Origin of the sequence: Burkholderia sp. COPS (genome assembly GCF_019425585.1) — a bacterium.
GTDB lineage: Bacteria > Pseudomonadota > Gammaproteobacteria > Burkholderiales > Burkholderiaceae > Burkholderia > Burkholderia cepacia.
Genome location: NZ_WIXR01000012.1, coordinates 235,154 through 255,490, shown reverse-complemented (window position 1 = coordinate 255,490; position 20,337 = coordinate 235,154). Strand labels below are relative to the sequence as shown.

Annotated in this window: 20 protein-coding genes; 8 read left to right on the top strand and 12 right to left on the bottom strand. The window is 67.7% G+C overall.

The genetic code is table 11. From position 1 onward, the window contains the following. Positions 1-116: 116 nt before the first annotated feature. Entirely contained in the window at positions 117-836 is a 720-nt protein-coding gene (locus tag FOZ70_RS10660; RefSeq protein WP_059589405.1) for an SDR family oxidoreductase, read from the bottom strand. A gap of 460 nt (positions 837-1,296) precedes the next feature. On the opposite strand from FOZ70_RS10660, the gene FOZ70_RS10655 reads away from it, so the two are divergent. The 6 genes from FOZ70_RS10655 to csgH all read left to right on the top strand — a co-directional run bounded on the left by FOZ70_RS10655 (position 1,297) and on the right by csgH (position 5,805). Then, a complete protein-coding gene (locus FOZ70_RS10655) occupies positions 1,297-1,902 on the top strand; it encodes a CsgE family curli-type amyloid fiber assembly protein (protein WP_081058819.1) in 606 nt (201 codons plus the stop codon). 46 nt (positions 1,903-1,948) lie between these two features. Then, entirely contained in the window at positions 1,949-2,371 is a 423-nt protein-coding gene (locus tag FOZ70_RS10650; RefSeq protein WP_225723295.1) for a curli assembly protein CsgF, read from the top strand. Positions 2,372-2,435: 64 nt separating this feature from the next. Further along, positions 2,436-3,335 (top strand): CsgG/HfaB family protein, encoded by a 900-nt coding sequence (locus FOZ70_RS10645; protein WP_042976486.1) that lies wholly within the window; start codon positions 2,436-2,438, stop codon positions 3,333-3,335. A 29-nt stretch (positions 3,336-3,364) separates the two neighbouring features. Beyond that, positions 3,365-3,907: a hypothetical protein gene (locus tag FOZ70_RS10640; RefSeq protein WP_124588680.1), complete on the top strand. Its 543-nt coding sequence runs from the start codon at positions 3,365-3,367 to the stop codon at positions 3,905-3,907. 129 nt (positions 3,908-4,036) lie between these two features. Then, a complete protein-coding gene (locus FOZ70_RS10635) occupies positions 4,037-5,413 on the top strand; it encodes a hypothetical protein (RefSeq protein ID WP_219705828.1) in 1,377 nt (458 codons plus the stop codon). Positions 5,414-5,484: 71 nt separating this feature from the next. After that, positions 5,485-5,805, top strand: a complete 321-nt coding sequence (gene csgH / locus FOZ70_RS10630; protein WP_219705826.1) for a curli-like amyloid fiber formation chaperone CsgH — start codon at positions 5,485-5,487, stop codon at positions 5,803-5,805. A gap of 37 nt (positions 5,806-5,842) precedes the next feature. On the opposite strand, the gene FOZ70_RS10625 is transcribed toward csgH, so the two are convergent. Beyond that, positions 5,843-6,754: a LysR family transcriptional regulator gene (locus FOZ70_RS10625; protein ID WP_219705824.1), complete on the bottom strand. Its 912-nt coding sequence runs from the start codon at positions 6,752-6,754 to the stop codon at positions 5,843-5,845. A gap of 127 nt (positions 6,755-6,881) precedes the next feature. On the opposite strand from FOZ70_RS10625, the gene FOZ70_RS10620 reads away from it, so the two are divergent. Next, complete coding sequence (locus FOZ70_RS10620) at positions 6,882-7,901, top strand: NAD(P)-dependent alcohol dehydrogenase (RefSeq protein WP_060275507.1); 1,020 nt, start codon at positions 6,882-6,884, stop codon at positions 7,899-7,901. A 49-nt stretch (positions 7,902-7,950) separates the two neighbouring features. Here FOZ70_RS10620 and FOZ70_RS10615 read toward each other — a convergent pair whose 3' ends face one another. Genes FOZ70_RS10615 through FOZ70_RS10605 form a run of 3 tightly spaced genes read right to left on the bottom strand, consistent with a single transcriptional unit; the run spans position 7,951 to position 11,167 of the window. Further along, the gene (locus FOZ70_RS10615) at positions 7,951-9,135 is read right to left on the bottom strand and encodes a porin (RefSeq protein WP_219705822.1); all 1,185 of its coding nucleotides are present in this window, start codon (positions 9,133-9,135) and stop codon (positions 7,951-7,953) included. 51 nt (positions 9,136-9,186) lie between these two features. Next, positions 9,187-9,984, bottom strand: a complete 798-nt coding sequence (locus tag FOZ70_RS10610; protein ID WP_059494531.1) for an ABC transporter substrate-binding protein — start codon at positions 9,982-9,984, stop codon at positions 9,187-9,189. Between the two features lie 49 nt (positions 9,985-10,033). After that, entirely contained in the window at positions 10,034-11,167 is a 1,134-nt protein-coding gene (locus FOZ70_RS10605; protein WP_219705860.1) for a M20 aminoacylase family protein, read from the bottom strand. A 184-nt stretch (positions 11,168-11,351) separates the two neighbouring features. Between FOZ70_RS10605 and FOZ70_RS10600 the strand changes: the two genes are divergently transcribed. Continuing rightward, the gene (locus FOZ70_RS10600) at positions 11,352-12,311 is read left to right on the top strand and encodes a LysR substrate-binding domain-containing protein (protein WP_059653926.1); all 960 of its coding nucleotides are present in this window, start codon (positions 11,352-11,354) and stop codon (positions 12,309-12,311) included. 61 nt (positions 12,312-12,372) lie between these two features. Here the strand turns inward: FOZ70_RS10600 and FOZ70_RS10595 are convergent, their stop codons facing one another. From FOZ70_RS10595 to FOZ70_RS10565, 7 genes are all read right to left on the bottom strand, one after another. Continuing rightward, a complete protein-coding gene (locus FOZ70_RS10595; protein WP_219705820.1) occupies positions 12,373-14,685 on the bottom strand; it encodes a TonB-dependent receptor in 2,313 nt (770 codons plus the stop codon). Positions 14,686-14,897: 212 nt separating this feature from the next. Further along, positions 14,898-16,115 carry an MFS transporter gene (locus FOZ70_RS10590; protein ID WP_219705818.1) on the bottom strand — a complete coding sequence of 406 codons (1,218 nt, stop codon included), beginning with the start codon at positions 16,113-16,115 and terminating at the stop codon, positions 14,898-14,900. Next, positions 16,112-17,188 carry an ABC transporter substrate-binding protein gene (locus FOZ70_RS10585; RefSeq protein ID WP_219705816.1) on the bottom strand — a complete coding sequence of 359 codons (1,077 nt, stop codon included), beginning with the start codon at positions 17,186-17,188 and terminating at the stop codon, positions 16,112-16,114. The genes FOZ70_RS10590 and FOZ70_RS10585 overlap by 4 nt, the downstream gene beginning before the upstream one ends. Positions 17,189-17,222: 34 nt before the next feature. Then, positions 17,223-17,633, bottom strand: coding sequence for a biopolymer transporter ExbD (locus FOZ70_RS10580; RefSeq protein WP_009694203.1), 411 nt, complete (start codon positions 17,631-17,633; stop codon positions 17,223-17,225). Then, positions 17,633-18,349 (bottom strand): MotA/TolQ/ExbB proton channel family protein, encoded by a 717-nt coding sequence (locus tag FOZ70_RS10575; RefSeq protein WP_048021693.1) that lies wholly within the window; start codon positions 18,347-18,349, stop codon positions 17,633-17,635. Before FOZ70_RS10575 ends, FOZ70_RS10580 begins: the two co-directional genes overlap by 1 nt. 41 nt (positions 18,350-18,390) lie before the next feature. Continuing rightward, entirely contained in the window at positions 18,391-19,215 is an 825-nt protein-coding gene (locus tag FOZ70_RS10570) for an energy transducer TonB (protein ID WP_219705814.1), read from the bottom strand. A gap of 33 nt (positions 19,216-19,248) precedes the next feature. Then, positions 19,249-20,295, bottom strand: coding sequence for an ABC transporter substrate-binding protein (locus tag FOZ70_RS10565; RefSeq protein WP_059494513.1), 1,047 nt, complete (start codon positions 20,293-20,295; stop codon positions 19,249-19,251). Between the last annotated feature and the right edge of the window lie 42 nt (positions 20,296-20,337).

The following is a 20,337-nucleotide window of genomic DNA, read 5'->3' as shown; positions in this document are numbered from 1 at the left end:
GTCACATGCTAACGGGGCGACGGAATATGCGCGCAAACCGAATACCGGCCATCAGCACGCGCGTATGCATGCGCCGCGCCGCGCGACGGCTCGGCTGCGCGACTGTGCGTCGTACTTCAGCTGCGTCCGCCGAGACTGCCGCCGCCGTCCACGGCCAGCACCTGCCCCGTGACGAAGCCGGCCTCGTCCGACAGGAAGAACGCGATCGCGGCCGCCACGTCGTCGGGCGTGCCGAGCCGGCGCGCGGGAATCGTCGCGAGCACCTTGCGTTCGGCTTCGCTGCCGACGGGCCGCGTCAGCCGGAACAGTTCCGTCTCGATCGGTCCCGGCGCCACCGCGTTGACGGTCACGCCGTGTTCGGCCAGTTCGAGCGCCCACGTGCGCGTGCAGCCGACGAGCGCGCTCTTCGCGGCGGAATACGCGGTGCGATCGAGACTGCCGAAAATCGCCCGGCTGCAGATGTTGACGATGCGCCCGTGGCCGCGCGCCTTCATCGCGTCCGCAAAGTGCTGCGTGACCTGGATCGCGGCCCGCACGTTGAGATCGAACACGGTCTGCAGCGACCGGAAATCGATCTGCCCGAGCGGTTGCGGCATCACGATGCCCGCGTTGTTCACGATACCGTCGACAGCGTGCTGCTCACCGATACGGGCAAGCGTTGCCGCCGTCTGTTCGATGTCGGCGAGATCGCACGCGCGCAATTCGCCGGGAAAGTCGATGCCCTGCACATTTCGCGCGAGGCCGATGACGTGATGACCGTGCCGGGCGAGCAAGGTACTGACCGCGAGGCCGATGCCGCGCGTTGCGCCGGTGACGAGATAGGTGCGAGATGACATGCGTGCTCCCGAAGTCCGTTCACGTGAAGAGCGTGGAGAGAGGTTGCCGGAGTGGAGATCCGGAACCTGCGCTTTGGTCGGACGATTCTACGTGCGTAACGGACGTTACGTCGTGTCGTTACGAGCGTGTCCGTAGCAACACGTTACGTTTACCGCGCATCAGCTGCTCAAGGAATTTCCAAATCACGATTGGCGCGATTTATCGTCTGATTTAATCGCAATACGCATAATTAAAAAGAAAGATTGTTAGTGAGATATCACATCCGCAAACGTTTTACGCGAATGAAATGCACATCAGAAAAATTAGACGAATAACGACTTTAAAATAAATTCCGTTTGAAACAGCGACAGGCATGCCTCTTGCTGACTCCCCCCACCATGTGCCGCGTTCGACCAGGAACGAATAACCCGAAAATCGGGCGCCGCCATATTTCGTACAAGTGAATCCGGGGTCGGGGAAATGGAATCGAGCGCAAGCAGGCGATTTGCCTGGGGGGCCGTGACGTGCCTGTCGCTGTTCGCGACGGCACGCGCGCAGGCCCAGGACACCGTCGTCGCGCCGCCTTCCGCCGCGGCGAACGGCGGACATCCGATCGCGCCGCCTTCGACGCTGCTGAACGCCGAGCGGGTCCTCGAAGCACCGAAGCCCGCGCCCGGCGCGGGCCCGGCCGTTGCGCAGCCGGCGGCGGGCGCCACGGCGGCCGGCGCACGGGCGGCCGCCCGCCACGCCCTTCCGGAAGATCAGCTCGGCGGCACGGTGACCACCGATGCCGTGACGCTCGCCGGCCGCGATTTCTATACCTACTTCTCGCAGACGTGGTCGGAAATCCCGCTGAGCGAGCGCTACATGGTCGCCATTCACGAACGCCCGTCCGGGCGTTACGGCAGCCTGATCTGGGTCGAATTCCAGCAGAAGCGCGTATTCCAAACCTTCCTGCCGATTGCGCGGGCCAACGTCAAGGCCGTGGCCGAAAGCGCCGCCAATATTTCCTTTCAAACCGTCATTCAGGACGATCTGTCGAATTTGCTGTTCCCCGATTCGGATCTGGCGAAAGACGAGATTTAGTCGATTAATCGAAAACAAGGGGTTAGGAAAAATGAATCGAAACGGATTGAGCTTGATCGCCCTGGTCGCGATGACCGCGGTTTCGCCTTGCACATGGTCGTCGACACTGGTTTATCAGCCGAACAACCCGAACTTCGGCGGCAACCCGGCAAATGGCCCCAACCTGCTCAACGAGGCGAATGCGCAGAACAAGCACACGGATCCGTCGCTGTCCGCGTATTCGTCACCGACTTCCACGTCGTCCCTCGACCAGTTCAATGCGCAGCTGCAGCAGGCGATCCTGTCGCGCGTCGCCAGCTCGGTGACGAACTCGATCGTCGGCACCAACGGCGACCTCAAGCCGGGAACGATCAGCACGGGCAATTTCACGATCGTCGTGAGTGCGGCCGGCAACGGCAACCTGCAAGTGACGACCACCGACAAGACGACGGGCGCGACGTCGACCTTCATCGTCAGCAACGGCCAATGAATCGAAAAAAACGACTGGGCGAATCATGAGAAAAAACGCTGAACGGGCACGCTTCGACACGGGGATGACACGGATCGCAACGATTGCAGCGCTGCTGCTGTCGCTGGCCGGCTGCGTCACGCGGCCGATGCCCGCGCTGAGCAATGCCACGCTGACACCGCCGACGCGCACCACGCGCGACCTCACGCATCTCCCGCCGCCGAAGGGCAAGATCGTCGCGGCCGTCTACGGCTTTCGCGACCTGACCGGGCAGTACAAGGCGTCGCCGGACAGCTCGTTTTCGTCGCAGGTCACGCAGGGCGGCGCGTCGTTCCTGGTCAAGGCGATGCGCGACTCCGGCTGGTTCACGCCGGTGGAACGCGAAAACCTGCAGGACCTCCTGACCGAACGCAAGATCATGCGCGCCACCGACGGCGCGGATGCGAAGAAGGCGCAGAACGATGCAATGGCGCCGCTCATGCCGGCAAACATCGTGCTCGAAGGCGGCATCGTCGGCTACGACACGAACGTCCGGACCGGCGGGGCCGGTGTCGCCTATCTCGGCATCAGCGGATCGATGCAATACCGGGTCGACCAGGTCACCGTCAACCTGCGCGCGATCGACATCCGCACGGGCCAGGTGCTCAACAGCGTCTCGACGACCAAGACCGTCTACTCGTATCAGGTCGACACGGGCGTCTATCGCTTCGTCGGCTTCAAGGACCTGCTGCAGGCGGAAGTCGGGCTGACCCGCAACGAACCCGCGCAGATCTGCGTCAACGAAGCGATCGAATCGGCGCTCACGCACCTGATCGTCCAGGGTGTCGCGAACCAGACCTGGGCGCTGAAGAACGACCAGGACTGGTATGACCCGACGATGCAGCGGTATCTGCAGGAAGACCGGCAATACGCACAGGACATGGAGGACGCCAACACCGCGTACGACCCGCAGAAGATCGATCGTCCGGGCGCGTCCACTCATTAACCGGCATCAGGCCGGCCAGCGGAGAAAACATGATGAATCGACAGCGTGAGCGGAACGGGCGTGCCCGCGTGATGCGGCGGGTGCTCGCGACCGTGGCGGCAGCGGCGGCCATGCAGGCCGCGTCGGGCGCACCCGTGCCGCTCAGCGATCTCGGCCCGCCCGAACCTGCCTTCGACTACAGCGGCAACATCGTCGCGGTCCGGCAGGACGGCGGCGGCAACGGCGCGTCGCTGGACCAGGCGGGCCACAACGGTGCGCTGATCCGGCAGGCCGGCGACGGCAACTCGATCGTCGCGCGGCAGACCGGTGCGCAGAACTGGGTCGCGGCTTCGCAGGCCGGCTTCGGCAACACGTTGAAGGCGACGCAGCGCGGCAACGGCAACACGTTGCAGGTGCAGCAGAACGGCGCCGGCAATTCGGTCGATTCGACGCAGGTCGGCACGTCGCTGTCGGCGCGCGTCACGCAGAACGGCAGCAACAACGCGGTGAACATCGTGCAGGGCGGCTCGAACACCGGCATCCAGGTGATTCAGACCGGCCACGGTGCGCGCGCCACGGTGCTGACGCGGTAACGGTTACGCAGGTCGCAGGTGCTGTGCTTGAAGTGCAGAGGGGTGAGGCGTGAGAGCGTCCTCGAATGGCGGGGGTGTCGGCAAAGACCGACTTTTCCGGCAAATTTTCTTTCGAATCAGGAGCAACAAATGAAGGTGACCAAGTCTGCAATCGCAATCGCCGTGCTGATGCTCGCATCGGCCGCCGCACAGGCCGATTCATCGGGTAACACCGTGAGCATCGGGCAAACCGGCAACTACAACTCGGCAACCGTCGAACAGACGGCGACGACCGGGGATTCGGTGGCGATTAGCCAGTCGGCGTATGGCAACGATCCCCGCTACGGGTTCGTCGCCAACGTGACGACCCAGGGCGGTACCGACGACACGACCGTGATCAACCAGAACTCCTGGTGGGCGCAGCCGTACTCGAGCGTGAACGTGTCGCAAACGGGCTCGTCGCACGAGAAGAACTACGTGACGCAATCCGGCGGCGGCGATTTCTCGGCGACCATCACGCAGACGACGTCGGCGTACACGGGCGGCCCGCAATACGACGTCAACACGATCAACCAGTACAGCTACATCGACACCGCGTCGATCTCGCAGCAGGGCGGCGGCTGGAACACCGTGACGATCAACCAGGGCACGCCGAGCCAGACGGCGATCGGCAACAACGCGAGCGTGACGCAGACGGACACCATCGGCAACACCGTCGGCATCACGCAGACCGGCAACAACGGCACCGCGTCTGTCCAGACCTCCTGGGGCGGCGCGAACACGACGTCGATCACGCAAACGGGCGGCGCGACCAACGCCAACGTGACGCAGTTCGCGGAAGGTGGCGACAATGTCACGACGACCCAGAGCGGCACCGCAACCGCCAACGTGAATTCGTGGTTCGGCGGCGCCAACCTGACGACGATTTCGCAATCGGGTGGCGTGGCCGGCAGCACCGCGACGGTCAACCAGATCCTGGCGAGCAGCAATACCACCTCGATCACGCAGACGGCGGACGGCAACAACGCCACGGTCAACCAGACGCTCGAGTTCGGCGACGCCGCGACGATCAACCAGTCGGCCGCCCAGAACACCGCGGCGATCTCGCAGCAGTTCGGCTTCGGCAACAGCGCGACCATCACGCAAACCGCCGCGAACAACCTGGCAACGATCACGCAAACCAGTTCGGCAGGCTCGACGGCATCCATCGCGCAGAGCTCGGCGAACAACCAGGCGTACGTGGCGCAATCGGCGGCATCGGGGTCGCTGACGACGGTGAACCAGACGCTCGACATCGGCAACTACGCCAATGCGTCGCAGACGGGTGCGGACGACGTGCTGAGCCTTTCGCAGGCCGGCGGCTTCAACGTCATCAACGCGTCGCAAGTGTCCGGCACGGGTAACCTGGGCTACGTGACGCAGACCGGCTACAACAACAACGCCACGCTGGTGCAACAAGGCAACGCCAACTACGCGAGCATCAACCAGAACGGCTTCAACAACACCGTTTCGGTCAAGCAGCACTAAGCGCCGCCGGCGTAACGGAAAGGCCGGACGGATGCCCGTTCGGCCTTTTTTTCATTCGACAGGGGACGATCATGGTTGGCATTCACGATCTCAGCGCCTATTTCGACATCGCCGCCAGCGCCGGCGGCGTGAATATCGTGCCGCACGTACGCGCGGCCGCACCGGTCGACGTGTCGTACAGCCTGCGCATCACCCGCACCGGCGGCGCGGGTTCGGCCTCGCTGACACGCTCCGGCGAATCGCGGCTCGTGGGCGGCGAGGATCAGCCGCTCGCGACGCTGCGACTGAGCGTCGATTCGAGCGATATCTGCAAGGCGACGCTGGTTCTGCACGTCAACGGCGAGCATGCCGAGTATTCGGTGGACTGCAATCCGCGTGGGGCGTCGAGTTGAGATCTTGCGGCGACCGCATGGCCGACCGCGTACCGCCTCACCCATCCGACGCGAGCATCTTCGGTATCTCGTCGACGAGCGCATCGATGACGACACGCACCTTCGACGGCACGTGGCGCGATGCCGGCCGCACCGCGAACACTTCGGCGCCCGACACGCTGTTGCTGTCCAGCACGAGCGCGAGGCGGCCGTCGCGCAGGTAAGGCGCCATCAGCCAGCAGGGGAGCCACGCGAGGCCCGCGCCGGCGGCGGCCGCATCCGCAATGGCCTGCAGGTCGTCGAGCCGCAGGCGCCCGGCCGGACGATGGTCGTGCACCGCGCCGTTCGCGCCGACTATCGGCCACGGCGTCGGTTGGCCGCCGCGCGAATACGCGATGCCGACGTGCGATGCGAGTTCGTCGAGCCCCGCCGGCCGGCCATGACGTTCGAGATACGCGGGCGATGCGCAGACGCCCATGCGCTGCACGCCGAGCTTGCGGCCGACGAGCGCGCTCGTATCGGCGAGCTCGCCGATGCGCACCGCGATGTCGAAGCCGTCGTTGACGAGGTCGGCCACGCGATCGCTGAACGACACGTCGATTTCGAGCCGCGGATGGCGCTCCACGAGGCGCCGCATGAGAGGCGCCACGCATTGCCGGCCGAACAGCACGGGCACGCTGATGCGCAGCCGCCCCGCCGGCTCGCGCTGGCCCGCGTCGAGCGCGGCCTCCGTCTCGCCGAGTTCGGCGAGCAGCCGCCGGCACTGTTCGTAATAGACGAGCCCCTCGTCGGTCAGGCCGAGCTGGCGTGTCGTGCGCTGCAGCAGCCGGGTGCCGAGACGGCGTTCGAGCCGCGCGACGACCTTCGCGACCGCCGAGCGCGTGACGCCGAGCCGCAGCGCGGCCGCCGCGAAGCTGCCCGAATCCACCACGTCGACAAATTCGGCAACGCCTCTCAGCCGCTCGTCCATGCCATTTCGCTCCGGTTGGGTAACAGGTTTGTGTCCATGCAGGCGACAGTCGTCGGCCGAATTATCGTCAATGCGTCCCTGCGCGCAACACTATGATAGTCCGCACTATCTCGAAAAAGGAGTCGACATGCACGCATGGCAAGTGAAACCGGGCGACGGTGTGGCCGGGCTTCGGCGCATCGACGCGACACGCCGCGCGGTCGGGCCGACCGACGTCGTCGTGAAGATCCATTCGGCCGGCCTGAACTATCGCGACCTGATGTTCGCGCGCGGCGACTATCTCGGCATCGGCAACGAAGCGCTGATTCCGGTTGCCGACGGCGCCGGCGAAGTCATCGAAACGGGCCGCGACGTCACGCGCTTCAAGCCCGGCGATCGCGTGATCAACACCTACTTCCCGAGCTGGATCGAAGGGCCGCCGACGCCGCAGAAAACCGCGGGATCGCCCGGCTCGCATTTCGACGGCGTGCTGGCCGAGCACTTCGTGTCCGACGAAGCCGCGCTGGTCGCGATTCCCGCGCATCTGGACTACGACGAGGCGGCGACGCTGTCGTGCGCGGGCATCACCGCATGGAACGCGCTGTTCGCCGACGGCGGCCTGGGGCCCGGCGCGACCGTCGTGCTGCTCGGCACGGGCGGCGTGTCGATCGTCGCGCTGCAGCTCGCGCATGCCGCGGGGCTGCGCACCATCGTCACGTCGTCGAGCGACGCGAAGCTCGAACGCGCCCGCGCGCTCGGTGCGGACGCAACCATCAACTATCGCGCCACGCCCGAATGGCAACACGACGTGCTGCGGCTCACCGGCGGCGCGGGTGCGGATCTGGTCGTCGAAGTCGGCGGCAAGGATACGCTGCCGCGCTCGGTCGCCGCGACGAAGATGGGCGGCACCGTGTCGGTGATCGGCGGCCTCAGCAGCTTCGGCGGCCCCGAGCTCGGGCTGCTGTCGCTGATCGGCGGGATCCGGCGGCTGCAGGGGATCATGGTCGGCAGCCGCGCGATGCTCGACGACGTCGTGCGCCTCGTCGACGCGAAGCGGATCAAGCCGGTGGTCGATCGCGTGTTCGGCTTCGACGAAGCGCCGCAGGCGTATGCGTACCTGCAGTCGGGGCAGCACTTCGGCAAGGTCGTGATCCGCGTCGCGCAGTAAGCGCATCGGGGTGACGGGCAGCGGGCGGCTTCGCCCGCTGCATCCGGCGTCAGAACCGGTGACGAATCCCCGCGTGAATCATCAGCTGCTTCGAGGTCGACGACAGGTCCGCCGCGCCGGGAACATAGGCCTGGTCGAGCGACGAGCCCGTCGCGTCGCCCGCGATCCGCTGGCAGGCGCCCATCAGGTATACGTCCGTGCGCTTCGACAGCGTGTAGTCGCCCATCAGCCCGAGCGAATGGATCTTCGGCTTCGCGGTGCCCGTCGTCGCGTCGTAGCGCACCGTCGTGTAAACGTATTGCGCCCCGACGAACAGCCCGGGCGTGAACTGGTATTTGCCGTTCACTTCGAAGTTCCGGTACTTGATCGACGTCACCGTGCCGCCTGCGAGCGGGCCGGTCACGGGCTCGATCGTTTCGTCGCCGAACAGGTAACCGACGTTCGCGGTCGGCCGCGTGACGTTGCTGTTCGTGTACGCGAACCCGACCGTCGCGGGCCCCGCCGTGTAGTTGATGCCCGCACCGAAGATCCGCAGCCGCGCCGACGCGAAGTTCGCATCGGCGCCGACCGCTCCCGAGCCCGCGATCGCGCCGCCCGGCGTCGCACCCGGGTTGTCCGCATTCAGGAAGGCCGCGCCGACGAGCCACCCGCCCTGCTCGTACTGCGCGCCGACGCTCCACTGCCGGTTGTTCGCAAAGCCCGTGTCGTTACTGACGCTGTACGTGCCGCCGAACGAGAAGCCGGCGAAATCCGGGCTCGCATACTTGACCGTGTTGTTCACCCGAAACGTATTGCCGGTGTTGTCGTTGTCGAGCGGATGCGAGAACGGATAGACGCCCCAACTGCCGTTCGCGGTGGTCGGTGCGAGATAGTCGACCACCGCATCGTATTGCCGGCCGAGCGTCAGCGTGCCGAACCGCGCACTGCCGAGGCCGACGTACGCCTGCCGCCCGAACATGCGGCCGCCCTGCGCGAGCGTGCCGCTGTTCACGTTGAAGCCGTTCTCGACCTGGAACAGCGCGCTGTAGCCGCCCCCCAGATCCTCGCTGCCCTTCAGCCCCCAGCGGCTGCCCTGCGCGAAGCCGCTCGCCATCTGCCACGCGCCATGGCCGCCGACATTGTTCGTGTAGTCGATGCCCGCATCGACGAGGCCGTACAGCGTGACGCTGCCTTGCGCGAACGCGGGCGCGGCGCACAGTGCCGGCATCGCGACGAAAATCAGTCTCCAGTTCATCCGTCATCCTTATTTATTGTGTCGTTACCGCGCCAGGCATGGCGCTACCGCTTACTTCGCGCCGTAGATGTCGAAGTCGAAATACTTCCGGTTGATCCGCTGGTACGTGCCGTTCGCGAGGATCGTCGCGAGCGCGCGGTTGAAGGCGTCGCGCAGGTCGTTGTCCTGCTTGCGCAGCCCGAGCCCGTCGCCCTGCCCGAAATACTTCACGTCGTCGATCGCCGCGCCGACGAACGCGAAATCCTTGCCCTGCGGCTTCTTCAGGAAACCGTCGCTCGCCGCGATCGATGCCTGGAACGCCGCGTCGAGCCGGCCCGTCACGAGATCGGCATAGACCTGGTCCTGGTTCGGGTACGACACGATCTGCGCGCCGGCCGGCTGCCAGTTCGCGATCGCATAGTCGGCCTGCGTGGAGCCCTGCTCGACACCCACACGCTTGCCCTTCAGCGCGCCAGCCGTCGGCAGCAGCGGCGAACCCTTGCGCGCGACGAGGCGCGCCGGCGCATTCGAGATTCGGTTCGTGAAGGCGATCTGCTGCTGCCGCTTCGGCGTAATCGTCATCGACGACGCGATGACGTCGAACTTGCGCGCGAGCAGCCCCGGAATCATCCCGTCGAAACTCGATTCGACCCACACGCACCGCGCATGCAGCTCCGCGCACAACGCATTCGTGATGTCGATCCCGAAGCCCGTCAGCGTGCCGTCGGGCAGCTTGTACTCGAGCGGCGGGTAAGTCGGATCGACCGCGAGGCGAATCTCCCTGCCCGCCCAGTCACCCGCATGCGCCGCCCCCGCCGCCAGCGCCAACGTGAGCGCCGCCATCCGTTTCCATTGCTTCCACTGCTTCATTGCCAGTCTCCTTCCTCGTGTGAATCGTCAGTCAAACCACGCGGTTGCGTCACGCGAGATAACGCTCCGCCAGCGCAATCCAGTAGCTCGCGCCGGTGGCGAGGCACGCGTCGTTGAAGTCGTAGCCGGGATGGTGCAGCCCGCATCCCGCGCCGCCTTCGCCATCGCCTTCGCCGTTGCCGATCGACAGGTAGCTGCCGGGGCAAGCGTTCAGCATGAACGCGAAGTCCTCGCTTGCCGCGATCGGCCGCAGATGGGGGATCAGCGCGCCGTCACCGCCCCATTCGCGGGCGACGTCGCGCGCAAAGGCGGTTTCCGCCGCGTGATTGACGAGCACCGGATAGTCGTGGCGGTAATCGATCTCGGCCGTCGCGCCGTAGCTCGCGGCCTGCCCGTGCACGATCTCGCGAATGCGCCGTTCGAGCAGCGCGCGCACGTCCGGCGACAGTGCGCGCACGCTCAGTGCCAGATCCGCGTGCGGCGGGATCACGTTCGACGCGGTGCCCGCATGGATCGAGCCGGCCGTCACGATCGCCAGGTCCTGCGGGTTCACGTTGCGCGACACGACGGTCTGCAGCGCCATCACGATCGACGCGCAGACGACCACCGGGTCGATCGTCGTATGCGGCGCCGCGCCATGCCCGCCGCGCCCGGTCACGCGCACGCGCACCTCGTCGGCCGATGCCATCGCCGGGCCGTCGCAGAAGCCGAGCACGCCGGCCGGCAGGCCCGGCACGTTGTGCATCGCGAACACCGCATCGCACGGAAACTGCTCGAACAGCCCGTCGTCGATCATCCGCTTCGCGCCGCCGAGCCCTTCCTCGGCCGGCTGGAAGATCAGGTTCAGCGTGCCCGTGAAGCGGGCGCGCTCGGCCAGGCACCGCGCCGCCGCCAGCAGCATCGCCGTATGGCCGTCGTGGCCGCATGCGTGCATCACGCCGTCGCACCGGCTCGCATGCGGCAGCCCGGTCGCCTCGCGGATGGGCAGCGCGTCCATGTCGGCGCGCAGCCCGAGCCGCTTCCCGGTGCCTCGCGTCAACGTGCCGACCACGCCCGTGCCGCCGAGCCCGCGCGTCACCCGATAACCCCACGTTGTCAGAAAGCGGGCCACGAGGTCGCTCGTCGCATGTTCCTCGAAGCCCAGCTCCGGATGCGCGTGCAGCCGTCGGCGCAGCGCGATCATCTCCGTCTCGATGGCCGCCAATTCCGCCTGGATTGGTGTCTGGTTCAACCCCGATTCTCCTCGATGTACACCGGTTGCCGATCGCTCGAATGACCGATCGTGGCCGCATCGTAGGCAGCGAAAATCCCGGCGAACAGCCGCGGTTTCGTTATGATGACAACCTTTCGTTGTCGGGTATCACGCCATGGGTACGATCAGGCTGCATCAGCTTCAGGCGCTCGTCGCGAGCGCGGAGGCCGGGAGCATCCGCGGCGCGGCGCGCACGCTCGGGCTGTCGCAGGCGGCCGTCACGCGCGCGCTGCGCGAACTGGAGGCCGGCGAGCGCCTGCCGCTGCTCGTGCGCGCGCCGGAAGGGATCGGCTTCACGGAATACGGCAAGACGCTGCTCACGCACGCGAAGCTCGTGCTGAAGCAGCTCGAACATGCGCAGAGCGATCTCGAACGCATGCGCGGCCGCATCGAGGGCCGGCTGAGCATCGGTGTGACGCCGTGGCTCACGAAGACGTTCCTGGCGGAAACGGTGCTGCGCTTTCGCGAGCGGATGCCCGACGTGCGCCTCGAACTCTACGAGGCGCTGATGGCCGTCGCGCAGCCGCTGTTGCGTGACGGCAGCATGGATTTCGCGCTCGGGCACGTGCAACCGGGCGGCACGCAGGAATTCGCGTTCGAGCCGATGCTGCGCTACGAGACATCGGTGATGGTGCGCGCCGGCCATCCGCGCGAACACGCGCGATCGATTCATGACCTGCTCGAGAACGACTGGGTGCTGAATTTCGCGGCCGACGGGCAGGCCGCGCTCGTCGATTACCTGTTCACGCGCCACGGTGCCGACATCGACGAACGGCGCATCGTCCGCGCGCAGTCGGCGGCGATGCTGCAGACGATGCTCGAACAGGCCGACATGTGCACGTGGTGCCCGACGATTCTCGCCGCGGTGCCGCCGTTCGGCGAACGGATGCGCGCGTTGCAGCTGAAGGAGACTTTCGAGCCGCGCGACCTCGGGATCGTCACGCGGCGCAGCAGCACGCTGAGCGACGCGGCGCGCTGCTTCATCGACTGCCTGCTGCACGTGATCCGCCGCCATGCGCGATCGGCACGCAAGGCGGATCTCGCGCTGTTCAGGACGCTGTCGCTGCTGGTCTGACGCGCGGCGAACACGGGCGGGCCGCCGCGTCGCCGCATCCGCGTCGTGCCCGTCCCGCCCGTCAGATTTTCGCGGTCAGTGTGATCCCGACCGTGCGCGGATCGCCGTACAGCACCGGATACGCGCCATACGACGGCAGCAGCTCGAGCTTCTTGTAGACCTTGTTGGTCAGGTTCGTCACGTAACCCGTCACGATGTACTTCTGGTTCGGCGTCGTGTAGGAAACGTGCGCGTTCAGCACCGTGTAGCCGCCCTGCCAGAGCTGCGGCATCGTCTGCCGGGTCGCGCTGAAGTATTCGCGGCTGCGGTAGTTCACGTCACCGCCGGCCGTCAGCGTGCCGAACGACACCGGTACGCGATAGTCGAAGCCCGCATTGATCGTCGTATGCGGCGAGCGCGCGAACGAGTTGCCGACGGCGGTCGGCACGTAGCGGAACTCCGTGTAGCGCGTGTTCAGCATCCCGAGGTTCGCGAACAGGTAGAGGCTGTTGACCGGCTGTGCCTTCAGCTCCAGTTCGAAGCCGTCCGCGCGCCCCTGCCCCGCATTCGACAGCGTCGACACCGGCGGGCCGCCGAACGGGTTCGGCGCGAGCGCGAATACCTGGATGTCGCGATAGTCGTAGTGGAACACGCTCGCGTTGACGATCAGCCGCTTGTCGAACCACTCGCTCTTGATGCCGACTTCATAGTCGGTCAGGTACTCCGGCGACACGGTCGACACCGTGCTCTGCGTATACGCGTTGCCGTTGTAGCCGCCCGAACGGAAGCCGCGCGCATAGCGGAAGTACGCACGCACGTTGCTGCTGAGCGCGTATTCGGGCGTGAGGTCCCAGGTCGGCGCGCGCCACGTGTTCGTCTGGTTCTGCCGCGCGCTGACCGCCAGCGGCGACGACACCGACGACGGCTCCCACCAGCTGCCCGGATTGCCGAACGTCACGTTACCGGTGCCCTGCAGCCCGGTCAGATTGATGTTCTTGCGCTCGATCGTGTAACGCAGCCCGCCCGTCACGTTGAAGCGGTCGGTAAACCGGTACTTCACGCTGCCGAAGATCGCCGCGCTCTGCGTGTGCTGCGTGAGGTCGGTCAGGTGGTAGAACGCGGGTGACGGCGAACCCGGCAAGCCGCCGCCGGCGCCCTGCTCGGCCAGTTGCTCGGTGAACAGGTGCGTGCCGACGAGCCAGCTCAGCCGGTCGGTCTGCGGCGATTCGAGCCGGAATTCCTGCGAGAACTGGCGGCTCGACAGGCGGTCGTGCGAGCGTGCGGCGTCGAACGCCGAATAATCCTCGTCGTCCTGGTACCAGCGGTGCAGCCCTTCGAACGCGGTGATCGACGTGAGCGTGACCGCCGGGTTGATGCGCCAGTGCGCGGTGAGCGACGTGCCCCAGGTCGAGATGTGATCGCTCGACGGCGCGTTGAGCGACACCGTGTACGGATCGCTCGAGCCGACGAAGCCGAACTGGTTCGCACCGCCCGGCCCCGCGCCTTGCGCGTGCCACGCATTGCCGCCGCCCGTGTAGTTGCGGCCGTGGATGTTGAACAGGAAGTTGGTGTCCGACGTGGGCACGGCGAGCACCTGGAAGCGCACCGCGTTGTCGTGGAAGCCGCCGAAGCGCCCTTGCTGAACCGTATTCGTGTAGAAGCTGTCGGCGTTCTCGTGATACACCGACACGCGCGCGGCCAGCACGTCGTTCTTGCCGATCGGCCCGCCGATCGCGGCCTCCGCGAGCCGGCTGTTGTACTGGCCGAGCCCGATCTTGCCGTAGCCGCTCACGTCGAAGGTCGGCTTCTGCGACGTGATGCTGAGCGCGCCGCCGACCGTGTTCTTGCCCCACAGCGTGCCCTGCGGGCCGCGCAGCACTTCGATGCGATCGAGGTCGAACAGCGGGAAGCCCTGCCCGAACACGCTGTTGATGTACACGTCGTCGAAGTACACGCCGATCGGGCTCAGCGACAGGTCCGACGGATCGTTGCTGCCGACGCCGCGCAGGAACCAGCGCGGCCGCTCACGGCCCTCGGTCGATTGCCCGGTAAAGTTCGGCACGTACTTCGTCACGTCGTTGACCACGCGCAGCTCGTTGTTCCTGATCGCGTCGCCGCTCAGCACGCTCACCGCGACCGGCACGTCCTGGATACTCTCCTTGCGCCGGCGCGCGGTCACGGTGACCGTGCCGAGGTTCGTTTCGCGGATGGCCGTGCCGCGGGTCGCACGGGCCGCCGTCGGTGCAGCCGCGGCGGCATCGTCCGTGCCCGGTTGTGCCGGCTTCGCGTCCGGTGCCGCCGTCACCGCACCCTCTTCCGCCCACGCGGGCAACGACACGGCTCCGCCCGTCAGCAGTCCCCCCAGCGCGGTGACGATTAGTTTTTTCCTGAACATCGATGAGTCATCCTGTTTGATCGGTTGAACGCACGTGCGTGCGCGACGCACGGGTTCCCTGTTGCAATTCGGATGCCAGCCTCGAGAGGCCCGTCGTATCGGGCTTCCGGCAGGTATGCGGTGTGCGCGTTGCTGCATGCGCATCTGTGAACGGAAGCAAACTGCTTGTCACGCAACACTGCCGGATCGCGCGACACGCGCTCCGACGGTCGTCAGGAGAGCTTTGCAGTCACGGGCTGCGACGCATCGCGCCTCGCATGTGCGACGCGCAACGCGCACGCCACCAGCACGACGACGGGCAGCCAGCACAGAAACACGGCCTGCAACCCGACGGCCGGCACGAGCGCACTGCCGGCCAGCGGGCCGCAGAACGCGCCCGTCATCGACGCGAGGTTGTAGAGGCTCGACACCTGGCTCTTGTCCGACGGGTGACGGCCGAGGCGCTGCATGTTGACGAGATGCAGCAGCGACGAACCGGCGCTCAGCACGGCGAGCCCCGCGCCGACGATCCACGCGTCACGGGCGAGCCCGAGCGCGAGCAGGCCGGCCACGGCGCCGGCCAGGCTGAGCCCGTGGCAACGGCGGGCGCTCAGCCGCTGCGCGGCATGGCCGAGCCCGAACAGTGCGATCACCGCGACCACGCCCTGCAGCGTCAGCAGCGCGACGGCGTGCGCCTGGGACAACCCTAGCGACTGGATCGCGAGCACGACCGTATACGCGCCGGCAAGCGAACGCGTCGCACTGTTCACGGCCTCCAGCACGAGTTGCTCGCGCACGTCGTGATTCCAGGCGAGCGCCAGCAACGCGCGCAGGCCGCCGGTTTCCGGTCGGGCGCCGCGCGGCGCGGCCTCGGCGTCGCCGAGCAGCGTCCGGCTGAACAGCGCCATGCCCGCGAAGCTCGCCGACGCCACGCAGAACGTCGCGACCGCGCCATGCGCGCCGATCAGCCAGCTCGCGAGCCACGGCCCGACCATGCCGGTTCCGACCGACATCGCCGCGCGGTACCAGCCGGCGCGCGCGAGGCCGATCTGCGCGAGACGCGCGAGAAACACGCCGTTGATGGACACGATCCGGAACGGGATGCACAGCCCGATCAGCACTTGCGTGAGCGCGATCAGCGGCCATGCGCCGGTATACGGCACGACGAGGTTGAGCAGCATCGGCCCCATGCTCGCGGCGAAATACACGCGCCGCGCGCCGTAGCGCGCGACGAGCAGCCCGGCCGGCAACGTCATCAGCGCGATGCCGAGCGGCTCCATCGCGGCGATGATGCCGAGCCGCGCGCTGTCGACGCCGAGCGCGAGCGCATACAGCGTCGTCGCGAGCTGCGCCATGCTGATCGTCGTGCCGCTCGCGAGCGCCAGCAGCATGAAGCCGCCGGTGAAGCGCTCGCGCCGCCATGCGTCGGCGACGCGTGCCGGCGCGCTCACCGCGCGGCGTCGCGAGACAGCGGTGCGATGCCGTCGAGCGCGCGCCGGTCGATCCACGCGCGCACGTCGAAATCCGCAGGCAGGAACCGCCATTCGACGAGGAAGCGCTTGAAATCGTCGAGCGCGGCAATCGACGCTTCGTCGAGATCCGTGCGCAGCCGCCGGTGCACGTCGGTGCCGTACGCGAGCCGCAGCCAGTCATGGCCCGATCCCGTCTCGCGGCCGAGATAGCCGAGCACTTCCTGCTCGTGCTCGCGCGCCCAGCCTTCGACGTCGGTCACGCGCGCGAGGAAGCGGCGAACGATGTCGGGATGGCGTTCGAGCGTCGACGCATTGACGGTCAGCGGCCGAGGCGAGCCGTTGTTGATGCGGATCTGCGGATCGGGATGAAAGCCGATGTCGACGACCGGCTGCGCGCCGATCAGGTGCGCGGTCTCGAGCCCGAGCGAACCCTTCACGTAGATCGCATCGACCTCGCCGCGCACGAGCGCGGCCGCTTCGGCCGCATAAAGGCGCCGGCTGGACAGGCTCGACGGATGGCTGAATGCCGCGTCGCGCGTCAGCGGCGTCGACACGGGCGCGCGCAGGTTCGACGCGGGCACGTCGACCCATTCGACGTCGGCGGGGCCGAGCCCGTCGAGCGACAGCGCGCTGACGAAGCCACGCAGCGCCGCCGCGCAGAAGATGTCGATACGTTCGCCGTCGCGGCGCGGCAGCCCGATGCGGCGCCCGCGCAGGTCCCTTGGCCGCTTCAGGCCGGTTTCCGGCAACGCGACGATCGCCTGCGCCTCGTCGACCCAGGTCAGCGCGACCACCCGGGTATCGGCGCCGGAGGCGCGCGCCCACAGCGCGGGAATGCTGCCGCCCTGCCGGAACGTGTTGTCGAGCGAATGATCGACGTGCGCGCGATGCAGCGCCGCGTGCTGGTTCTCCTGCAGCGCGCGGACGGTGATGCCGTCGCCGGCGAACTCGCTGTCGAGCCAGCCGAGATGCGCGGCGATGCCGAGCGGCGTCGGCACCGGACAGCGCGTGTACCAGATCGACTGGACGTGATGGGAAGCCGTGATGCTCATGGATGCGTTCGGAAAAGGAGTCGTGAACCGCGCATCAGCCGCGCGGCGCGGTGAGCACCGACAGCCGCGTGATGCCCGCATGCTCGATCGCGGCCATCAGCTTCGCGACGGTGCCGTACGGCACGTGCTCGTCGGCCTGCAGGTCGAGCGCGACGTCGGGCCGGCCGGCCTTCAGCGCGGCGAGCTCGGCCGGCACCGCGGCGAGCGCGACCGCGCGCTTGTCGAGATACACGACGCCCTTGTCGTCGACGCTCACGGTGACGTTCGGCTTGCGGTCGGCCGGCGCCGTGGCGACGGTGTTCGGCAGGTTCACGTGCACCGCGTTGTTGAGCAGCGGCGCCGTGACGATGAACGCGACGAGCAGCACGAGCATCACGTCGACGAGCGGCGTGATGTTGATTTCACTGAGCACGTCGTCGTTGTCGGAAGAGGACGAGAAGGCCATTATGCGAACGCCTCCTGACGAGCGCCGTCGGCACGGCGTGCCGGCGCGGGCGCGGTGGCGGCGGCCGGCACGCGGAAACCGGCCTTCTGTGCGAGCGTGACGAAATCGGTTGCGAACGCATCGAGATCGGCCGACGCGGCCTTCACGCGGCGCACGAAGAAGTTGTACGCGAGCACGGCCGGCACCGCGACCGCGATGCCGATCCCGGTCGCGACCAGCGCCTCGCCGATCGGCCCGGCGACCACATCGATGCTCGCCGACGCACTGTGCGTGATCGCGGTCAGCGCGTGGATGATGCCGAACACGGTGCCGAACAGGCCGACGAACGGCGCGGTGCTGCCGATCGACGCGAGCACGGCGAGCCCCGCTTCCGCGCGCCGGCGCGCGTTGTGGATCTGCTGGCGCAGATGGCGTTCGAGCAGGTCGTGGCGGCTCCAGCTGTGTTCGAGATCGTGCGCGCTGCTGTCGTCGGCGCGGCGCAGCGCGTCGAAGCCCGTCGCGGCGAGTTCGCCCACGGGGCTGTCGGCGCCGTCGAGCGCGGCCGCCTCGTGGAAACTGTTCGCGGCCCAGAACGCGCGCGTGTAACGACGGTTGCGTGCGCTCGCACGCAGGCTCTGGATCGTCTTCACGACGATCAGCGTCCACGTGACGACGGAGAAGGCGACGAGCAGCCAGAGCGCACCCTGGACGATGAAGGTGGTCGGGATACCGTTCATGATGTGAGTTCCTTGAAAAATGTGGCGGGCCGCCCGGTCGGTCAGCCCAGCTTGAAATCGATCGGCACGTTGACCCAGCCGTCGACCGCTTCGTCGCCGCGCTTCGCGGGCACGAATGTCCAGCGCTTCACGGCGGCCACCGCCGCGTTGTCGAGCACGCGGCGTCCGCTGCTCGTGCGGACGTCGACGGAATCGGGCGTGCCGTTCGCGAGCACGTGCACACGCAGCACGACGCGCCCTTCCCAGCCCTGGTCCTGCGCAAAGGCCGGGTAGTCGGGCGCCGGGTTGCGCAGGTAGGCCGCGTCGCCGATCGGCGCGGTTTCACGCACGGGCGCTGCCGGCGCGGCGGGTGCGGGAGACGGTGCGGCCTGTGCGGCAGCGGCCGGTGCCGTCGGCGCCGCCTCGCGCGTGACAGGCTGCGCGGCAGCCGGCGCAGGCGCCGGATGCGCGACGGCCGCACGCGGCTTCGGCGGGGTCGGCGCCTGCTTCAGCGGCGGCTGCGGCTTCGGCGGCACCGGTGGCGGCGGATGCGCGGCCTGCGGCAACGGTTCAGGCGGGCGCGTCAGCTCGACCGTCATCGGCAGCGGCCGCGGCGGCTGCACGGGCTGTACAGGCGGCGCGGCGGGCGCGCGCGCGGCCAGCAGCGCGACGCCCGCATGCAGTGCCGCTACGGCGAGTGCAATCGCACCCGTGACGCGCCACCGGCCCGGCTTCGCCGCGCGCGCCTCCGGCCGTGCGGCAGGCGAAGCCGACGGCGGCCATGCGGCAGCCACCGCAGCGGCCACACCCGCGCCCGTGCGCGGCGCCACGCGCGCCGCATGCCGACGCGCCGGCGGCACGCCGTATTCGATCGTCAGACCTGTCATGCTCGACTCCTTGCAAAGACGCGCCGCGGCGCGCTACGCGACCCACGCATGGCGTTGCCGGTCGATGCGCGTGAACGGCGCCGGGTCGATCCATGCGCGCGCATCGAAATCCTGTTCGAGAAAGCCCCACTCGACGAGGAAGTCCTTGAACGCGACCAGCCCGTCGATCGACGTCTGCGCGAGCCCCGTCTCCAGATGGCGGTGCACGTCCGCGCCGTACGCATAGCGCACCCATTCGTCGGACGCACGCGTCTCGCGGCCGATATAGGCCACCGTCTCCGCCGGATGACGCGCGGCCCAGTCGCCCGCGCCCACCACGACCGACAGGAAGCGGCTGACGAGATCGGGGCGCGCGTCGATCAGTGCGCGATCGACGGTCAGCGTGCGCGGCGTGCCGTTGCCGATCCGCACCAGCGGATCGGGGTGCGCGCCGAGATCGATGACCACCTGCGCGTCGATCAGGTGCACGGTTTCGAGCCCTTCGACGCCTTTCACGAACACCGCGTCGACCTCGCCGCGCACGAGCGCCGCGATCTCGATCCCGTACTCGTGCGGACCGCGTGTGAACGATGCCGGCCCGGTGTGGCGTTCGCGTTCGTCGGGCAGGTCGACCCACTCCGCGTCGCCGTGCCCGAGCCCTTCCAGTTCGAGCGCGCTCAGGAAGCCTTTCAGCGCGGCCGCGCGCCAGAAGTCGATGCTGATCGGATGGCGCGGCAACCCGAGCCGCCGGCCGCGCAGATCGCGCACGGTGCGGATGCCGCGCTCGGGCAGCGTGACGATCGCCTGGAACTCGTTGGTCCACGACAGGCCGATCACGCGCGTATCGGCGCCGCGTGCCCGCGCCCACAGCGCCGGAATGTTGCCGCCCTGCCGGAACGAGGACGGGAGGCTGTGATCGAAGTGCGATTCGCGCTTGCCGGCGTCGGCCGTTTCCTGCAGCGAATGCAGCGCGATGCCGTCCGGCCCGAACTCCTCGTCGAACCAGCCGCGGTGCACGGCGATGCCGAGCGCGGTCGGCACCGGGCAGCGCGTGTACCAGAGTGCGTCGCGGGCCGTGGCCTGCGCAGCGAGTGTCGTCATGGTGAATGTCCTTGTCGTTGGAATGCGGGGGAATGCCGTTGC

Excerpts from the sequence above, each read along its gene's own strand:
- FOZ70_RS10645 (WP_042976486.1), top strand. The coding sequence starts at position 2,436 with ATGACACGGATCGCAACGATTGCAGCGCTGCTGCTGTCGCTGGCCGGC.
- FOZ70_RS10585 (WP_219705816.1), bottom strand. The coding sequence starts at position 17,188 with ATGAGCATCACGGCTTCCCATCACGTCCAGTCGATCTGGTACACGCGC.
- FOZ70_RS10595 (WP_219705820.1), bottom strand. The coding sequence starts at position 14,685 with ATGTTCAGGAAAAAACTAATCGTCACCGCGCTGGGGGGACTGCTGACG.
- csgH (WP_219705826.1), top strand. The coding sequence starts at position 5,485 with ATGGTTGGCATTCACGATCTCAGCGCCTATTTCGACATCGCCGCCAGC.
- FOZ70_RS10610 (WP_059494531.1), bottom strand. The coding sequence starts at position 9,984 with ATGAAGCAGTGGAAGCAATGGAAACGGATGGCGGCGCTCACGTTGGCG.
- FOZ70_RS10655 (WP_081058819.1), top strand. The coding sequence starts at position 1,297 with ATGGAATCGAGCGCAAGCAGGCGATTTGCCTGGGGGGCCGTGACGTGC.
- FOZ70_RS10615 (WP_219705822.1), bottom strand. The coding sequence starts at position 9,135 with ATGAACTGGAGACTGATTTTCGTCGCGATGCCGGCACTGTGCGCCGCG.
- FOZ70_RS10660 (WP_059589405.1), bottom strand. The coding sequence starts at position 836 with ATGTCATCTCGCACCTATCTCGTCACCGGCGCAACGCGCGGCATCGGC.
- FOZ70_RS10580 (WP_009694203.1), bottom strand. The coding sequence starts at position 17,633 with ATGGCCTTCTCGTCCTCTTCCGACAACGACGACGTGCTCAGTGAAATC.
- FOZ70_RS10625 (WP_219705824.1), bottom strand. The coding sequence starts at position 6,754 with ATGGACGAGCGGCTGAGAGGCGTTGCCGAATTTGTCGACGTGGTGGAT.
- FOZ70_RS10570 (WP_219705814.1), bottom strand. The coding sequence starts at position 19,215 with ATGACAGGTCTGACGATCGAATACGGCGTGCCGCCGGCGCGTCGGCAT.
- FOZ70_RS10620 (WP_060275507.1), top strand. The coding sequence starts at position 6,882 with ATGCACGCATGGCAAGTGAAACCGGGCGACGGTGTGGCCGGGCTTCGG.
- FOZ70_RS10600 (WP_059653926.1), top strand. The coding sequence starts at position 11,352 with ATGGGTACGATCAGGCTGCATCAGCTTCAGGCGCTCGTCGCGAGCGCG.
- FOZ70_RS10635 (WP_219705828.1), top strand. The coding sequence starts at position 4,037 with ATGAAGGTGACCAAGTCTGCAATCGCAATCGCCGTGCTGATGCTCGCA.
- FOZ70_RS10565 (WP_059494513.1), bottom strand. The coding sequence starts at position 20,295 with ATGACGACACTCGCTGCGCAGGCCACGGCCCGCGACGCACTCTGGTAC.
- FOZ70_RS10640 (WP_124588680.1), top strand. The coding sequence starts at position 3,365 with ATGATGAATCGACAGCGTGAGCGGAACGGGCGTGCCCGCGTGATGCGG.
- FOZ70_RS10575 (WP_048021693.1), bottom strand. The coding sequence starts at position 18,349 with ATGAACGGTATCCCGACCACCTTCATCGTCCAGGGTGCGCTCTGGCTG.
- FOZ70_RS10605 (WP_219705860.1), bottom strand. The coding sequence starts at position 11,167 with ATGATCGCGCTGCGCCGACGGCTGCACGCGCATCCGGAGCTGGGCTTC.